The following is a 5094-nucleotide window of genomic DNA, read 5'->3' on the forward strand; positions in this document are numbered from 1 at the left end:
GCGACTGCTGGGACAGGAGCGCCCGCGCCCGGGTGGGCCGCTTCGTCCGACCGCGATGCCCCAGGGCCCGTAGGAGACGCCGACTTCCCGAGTCGTCGCGTCGCCTCCGTCCCCCTCTGTCCTCGAGGTCGTTCTCCCATGCTGTCCTCTCGCGCGGCCCCCCTGGCCGCGATCGCCGCATTCGTGTCCGCGGCGCCCTCCTTGACCCACGCCCAGACACTCGACTCGGACTCCCCTCCAGTCCCCGAGCACTCCGTCCCCGCCACGACGGAGGCGCCCCCAGCGCCCGAGCCCCCCACGGCCCCACCGCCGGAGAAGTCCTCGCACATGCAGACGACGGTGACGGCGCGACGGCCCTTCACGGCGGCCTCATCGTCCACGGTGCGAGATCAGGACTTCCTCCTGAGGCCGCACCCCCGCCCGGCGGACATCCTCCAGGGGGTGCCGGGCTTCTACACCGTGCAGCACGCGGGCGGCGGCAAGGCCAACCAGTACTTCCTGCGTGGCTTCGACGCGGACCACGGCACGGACGTGGCGCTCTCCGTGGACGGCGTGCCCGTCAACATGGTGAGCCACGGACACGGCCAGGGCTACGCGGACCTCAACTGGATCATCCCCGAGCTCATCGAGCGCGTGGAGGTGCGCAAGGGCACGTACTTCGCGCAGGACGGTGACTTCGCCACCGCTGGCGCGGTGAACCTGGTGACGCGCCGGAACTTCGAGTCGAGCCAGGTGACGCTGGGCGGCGGCTCGTTCCGCACCTTGCGAGGGATGTTCATCGCCGCACCGGACGTGGAGGGGTGGAGCCCCGTGGTGGCCGGGCAGGTGTACGGCACCAACGGCCCCTTCCTCGAACCCGAGAAGACCGAGCGTTACAGCTTCTTCGCGAAGGTGACGCGCCCGCTCTCCGAGCGCTCCACGCTGTCGCTGGCGCTCACCTCGTACTTCAGCGGCTGGAACGCGAGTGGCCAGGTTCCGCTGCGCGAGGTACTCGCCGGCCGGATGGATCGCTTCGCCTCGATGGACCCCACCGAGGGGGGCAAGTCGCAGCGCCACAGCGCCTACGGCACCTGGCGCACCCGCCTGGGCGACGACGGCGAGGTGAACATCCTGGCGTACGCCGTGCGGTACCGGCTCGACCTCTACTCCAACTTCACCTTCTTCAGCCGGGACCCGGTGAACGGGGACATGATCGAGCAGAACGACCAGCGCACGGTGCTCGGCTTCAACGCCAGCTACCGCTTCCGGCGCGAGTGGGGCGGCCTCACCTTCGACACCACGCTCGGTGCGCAGGCGCGAGGCGACAGCATCGACAACGGCCTGAGTTACGCCAAGGCACGCGAGCGGCTGGACACGGTGGTGGACGCGAGCCTCCGCGAGGGCAGCCTCGGGGTGTACGCGCAGGAGGAGCTCACCCTCACCCCCTGGCTGCGCACGGTGCTCGGCCTGCGCGCGGACGCGTTCGGCTTCGATGTGGACGACCACCTGGAGGACTCGGCCGCACCCGACTCGAAGACCTCGGGAGTGGAGCGGTCCCTGCGCCTGTCACCGAAGGCGAGCCTCGTCCTCAGCCCGCTGCCCGACACCGACCTGTACGTCAATTACGGCCACGGCTTCCACTCCAACGACGCGCGCGGCGTGGTGCGCCTGCCCGAGCCGGTGACGCCGCTGACGCGGGCGCGAGGCTATGAAGTCGGCGCGCGCACGAGGCTGTTCGACCGGTTGGATCTCGCGGGCTCGGTGTTCCGGCTGGACCTGGACAGCGAGCTCGTCTGGGTGGGCGACGAGGGCACCACCGAGGCCCGGGGCGCCACCCGCCGCCAGGGCGTGGAGGCCGAGGCCCGGCTGAAGGTGCTCCCGTGGCTCTTCGCGGACGCGGACGCCACCCTGACGCGCGCGACATACGCACAGAACGCCGGCAACGGTAACGCGGTGGCGCTCGCGCCGACGCTCATCCTGGCGGGCGGCGTGTCCGCGCGGCACCCGAGCGGCGTCTACGGGCGGCTCGGCGTGCTGCACCTGGGCGACCGCCCGGCCACGGAGGACCGGTTCCTCGTCGCCGAGGGCTTCACCCGCGTGGACGCGACGCTGGGCTACCGGCGCTCCTGGTACGAGGTGAACGTGGGCGTGCAGAACCTGCTGAACGCACGGTGGCGTGAGGCCCAGTTCGCCAACGTCTCGCGTCTGTCCTTCGAGTCGAGCGAGGCGAGCTGCCCGGCGGGGACCCGGCCCTCGGGCGAGGCCGACGCCTTCGCGGGATGTGAGGATCTCCACTTCACCCCCGGCGCGCCCCTCAACGTCCAGGCCAGCGCCAGCATCTTCTTCCACTGACGGGCCTGACACTCCCACCCGTCCAGAGGCCCCCCCTCTGTACGCCGAGCAACAGCGTCCCCCCCGGCATCCCCATCGGGCGATGCGCGGGGGGTCCCTCGTGTCCACGGTGCGTCCCGACCCCGTCGCCAGAAGCGTGAGGCGCACGGGCGGACGAGCCGTTGAACCGACACACGCGGAGGTGGTGGTGATGAGACGGATGATCGTTTCGTGTATGGCGGGACTGGCGCTGTGGCTGTCGGGGTGTGCCAACTGCGAGCAGCTCCAGGAGGGCGCCACGGAGCTGGTCGCCCACTACGCCCAGTGCAGCCGGGGCGACACCTGCAAGACAGTCGATCTGTTGTCCGTGGCGGGTGGGCTGAACTGCCTGGGAGCGTTCCAATGCTTCGGCGCCATCAACGCGGACGCGAACCTCGACGAGTTCCGGCAGCGAGCACGCTACCTGGCCCAGCAGGCGTCCTATGTCTGCCAACAGGGGGAGTGCGTCACCGCCAGCTGCCTGGATCCGAGAGAGCTCAAGCCCGTGTGCGACACGGACCTCGGCCAGTGCGTGCTGGTGCCGCGCCGACGGTGATCAGAGCAAGCCTCGCTCACTCCGCGGCGCGTCGAGCAGGAACCGCGAGATCCTCCCCGACAACCAGGCGCGGAACTCATCGGTGGTCGGCGGGCAGTGCCGGCAGTTGGCGATGAGCTCCTTGTCCTTCAGGTTCGGCAGGAGCTTCGACACCCGGTCGAGAAGCTTCTGCCCCGGGAAGCTGAGGTCGTTGTCGGCTCCAACGACCAGCGTGGGCGCGGTCAGGTTCACGAACTCCTCGGGCTTCGCGAGCGGCGGCACGCGCATGTCGAGGGAGATGCCACGGAGGGCCTCACCGAGGTAGGGCGTCCAGTCGTCGCCGGGCGTCGTCAGCAGGTACTGAAGGGACCGCGCGAGCCGCTTCTCGGACGGGAATGCGCGGTACATGAGCATCGGCAGGCCGACCTTGAGGAAACCGTCGAGGGGAGGACCCCCGACCACGCCCGCTGGGACGAGCAACACGAGGCGGTTGATCCTCGTCGGCGCATGGGCCGCGAGCCTCAGCACGACGAAGCCGCCGTAGCTCACCCCGATGACGTGCGCCTTCGGCAGCGCGAGGCCATCCATGACCTCGGCGAGCCAGAGGCCGTACGAGTTGTCGCTCACCGACGGCCGCACCTCGGCGCTCATCACCGACTGGCCGATGATGTCGACCGCGTAGACCCGAAACGTCGACAGCAATGGCGCGAGCTCGGAGAGCACATGCGCGGACGAGGCCAGCGCGCCGTGCAGAACGACGATCGCGGGGCCGTTCTCCGGGCCACCGACGAGGACGTTCGTCTCGCCGTAGCGCGTGGTCACGCGACGCTCGGTGGTCCGCACGGGAATCTTCGCGCGGAAGGTCTGGTACCAGCCCTCGAGGGCAGTGCGAGCCGCGGGGTTCTTCACGATCGATGTCATCGGCGGGTTCTCCGGGTGGGGACGGGTGGCATGCCCACGTCGAACACCTCGTCATCCACCGCCAGATACCCCAGCTCGTACCAGTTCACGAGCCGCCGCCCGAGATCCTCCAGGTCCAGCCCGTTCCGAGAGAGCAGCGAGGCCAGCAGGCACAGCGCGTGCGCGCCGCCTCGATGCGTTCCTCGCGGGTCGGCATGGGACGGGTCACTCGGAGACGCCGGCCAGCTCCGCCAGCTTCTGCACCGTCCGCCAGTTGCGCGCGGTGACGGGGGAGCCCACGAGACGATCGAACACCGCTGGCGACAGCTTCGAGCTCCCCACCCCCTTGGAGAAGAGAACCCAGATGGCCTCACCCACGGCCTCGATCCGCTCGCCACCCGTCGCGCGTTCACGGAGCGCCGCGACGGCGTCCTTCTTTGGCGGTGCCTTGGAGAGGGCCAGATGCACCAACTGGGGCTCCTTCTCCGAGGCTTCGGGAAGCGGGTTTCCCTTCACATACGCCGGCCACTGGGCGGCGGTGCGGACGATCACGTCCACCGCGAAGCCGAAACGTTTTTCGATCGCCTTCTCGAGCCGGGCCTCCACCGCCTCCGCCTTGCCAGAGGCATTGAAGATGAGATTGCCGCTCTGGATGTAGGTCCGCACGTCCTCGAAGCCGAGTTCACCACAGAGCTCGCGAAGCTCGGCCATGGGGATCTTGCGGTTACCGCCCACGTTGATGCCGCGCAGGAGCGCGATGAAGCAGGTCATCCGAATTCCTTTGGTCACTCGGTCCGGAGGGCCTCGTAGATGACATGCTCTCCCGAGGCGAGGTCGTGCAGGAGGATGATGACCTTGTCCTGCTCCAGACCCGCGTCCATGTCGATCACCATGCTGCCCCGTCCCACGCTCAGGGCGGCGTGCATCCCGTCGTAGCTCTCCTTCAACCGGCGCGTCTGGAACTCGCCCCGTTCATCCAGCCACGCATAGCTGGCCACGACGTCCGGCCCCTCCCCATCGTGCTCGGATTGGTATTGGTAGACGAGGCCGTAGGTCGCGTAGCCTTGGAGCAGGAGCGGCTTGAAGCGCGTGCGATAGCGCTCCTGCGAGAGATACCCCTTCTCACCCCAGACATCGGGGCGGGGCGTGGGCACCGCGAGCGCGGGAGGCAACGGGCGGGCCCTCAACGCCTCGAGGCGCCGCCGCACACCCGGGCCAGCCACGGCCGGTCTCCCCTCCAGCGTCGAGGAGAGGCGACGAACCACGTACAGGGCCGCGAGCCCGGCCGCGATGGGGAGGAGGGGAAAGGC

Annotated in this window: 5 protein-coding genes and 1 pseudogene; 2 read left to right on the forward strand and 4 right to left on the reverse strand. The window is 69.5% G+C overall.

All coding sequences use genetic code 11. The annotated features are described in order from the left end of the window. Window positions 1-138: 138 nt before the first annotated feature. Both VF697_RS14445 and VF697_RS14450 read left to right on the forward strand, forming a co-directional pair. Window positions 139-2331 carry a TonB-dependent receptor gene (locus VF697_RS14445; protein ID WP_331095310.1) on the forward strand — a complete coding sequence of 731 codons (2193 nt, stop codon included), beginning with the start codon at window positions 139-141 and terminating at the stop codon, window positions 2329-2331. Between the two features lie 199 nt (window positions 2332-2530). Then, window positions 2531-2905 (forward strand): hypothetical protein, encoded by a 375-nt coding sequence (locus tag VF697_RS14450; protein ID WP_331095312.1) that lies wholly within the window; start codon window positions 2531-2533, stop codon window positions 2903-2905. Here VF697_RS14450 and VF697_RS14455 read toward each other — a convergent pair whose 3' ends face one another. From VF697_RS14455 to VF697_RS14470, 4 genes and pseudogenes are all read right to left on the reverse strand, one after another. After that, a complete protein-coding gene (locus tag VF697_RS14455) occupies window positions 2906-3805 on the reverse strand; it encodes an alpha/beta hydrolase (protein WP_331095314.1) in 900 nt (299 codons plus the stop codon). Window positions 3806-3834: 29 nt separating this feature from the next. Then, window positions 3835-3972 (reverse strand): annotated as a pseudogene (locus tag VF697_RS14460) (ADP-ribosylglycohydrolase family protein); the annotation flags it as partial. 37 nt (window positions 3973-4009) lie between these two features. Further along, on the reverse strand, window positions 4010-4555 hold the full coding sequence (locus VF697_RS14465) for a DUF1697 domain-containing protein (RefSeq protein WP_331095316.1): 546 nt from the start codon (window positions 4553-4555) through the stop codon (window positions 4010-4012). 14 nt (window positions 4556-4569) lie between these two features. Continuing rightward, on the reverse strand, window positions 4570-5094 hold a 525-nt coding region (locus VF697_RS14470; RefSeq protein WP_331095318.1), incomplete at its 5' end, for a hypothetical protein.

Source organism: Archangium sp., assembly GCF_036388035.1.
GTDB lineage: Bacteria > Myxococcota > Myxococcia > Myxococcales > Myxococcaceae > Archangium.

What these genes read in the sequence shown, in the direction of transcription:
- VF697_RS14455 (WP_331095314.1), bottom strand. Translation starts at nt 3,805, where the DNA reads ATGACATCGATCGTGAAGAACCCCGCGGCTCGCACTGCCCTCGAGGGC.
- VF697_RS14450 (WP_331095312.1), top strand. Translation starts at nt 2,531, where the DNA reads ATGATCGTTTCGTGTATGGCGGGACTGGCGCTGTGGCTGTCGGGGTGT.
- VF697_RS14465 (WP_331095316.1), bottom strand. Translation starts at nt 4,555, where the DNA reads ATGACCTGCTTCATCGCGCTCCTGCGCGGCATCAACGTGGGCGGTAAC.
- VF697_RS14445 (WP_331095310.1), top strand. Translation starts at nt 139, where the DNA reads ATGCTGTCCTCTCGCGCGGCCCCCCTGGCCGCGATCGCCGCATTCGTG.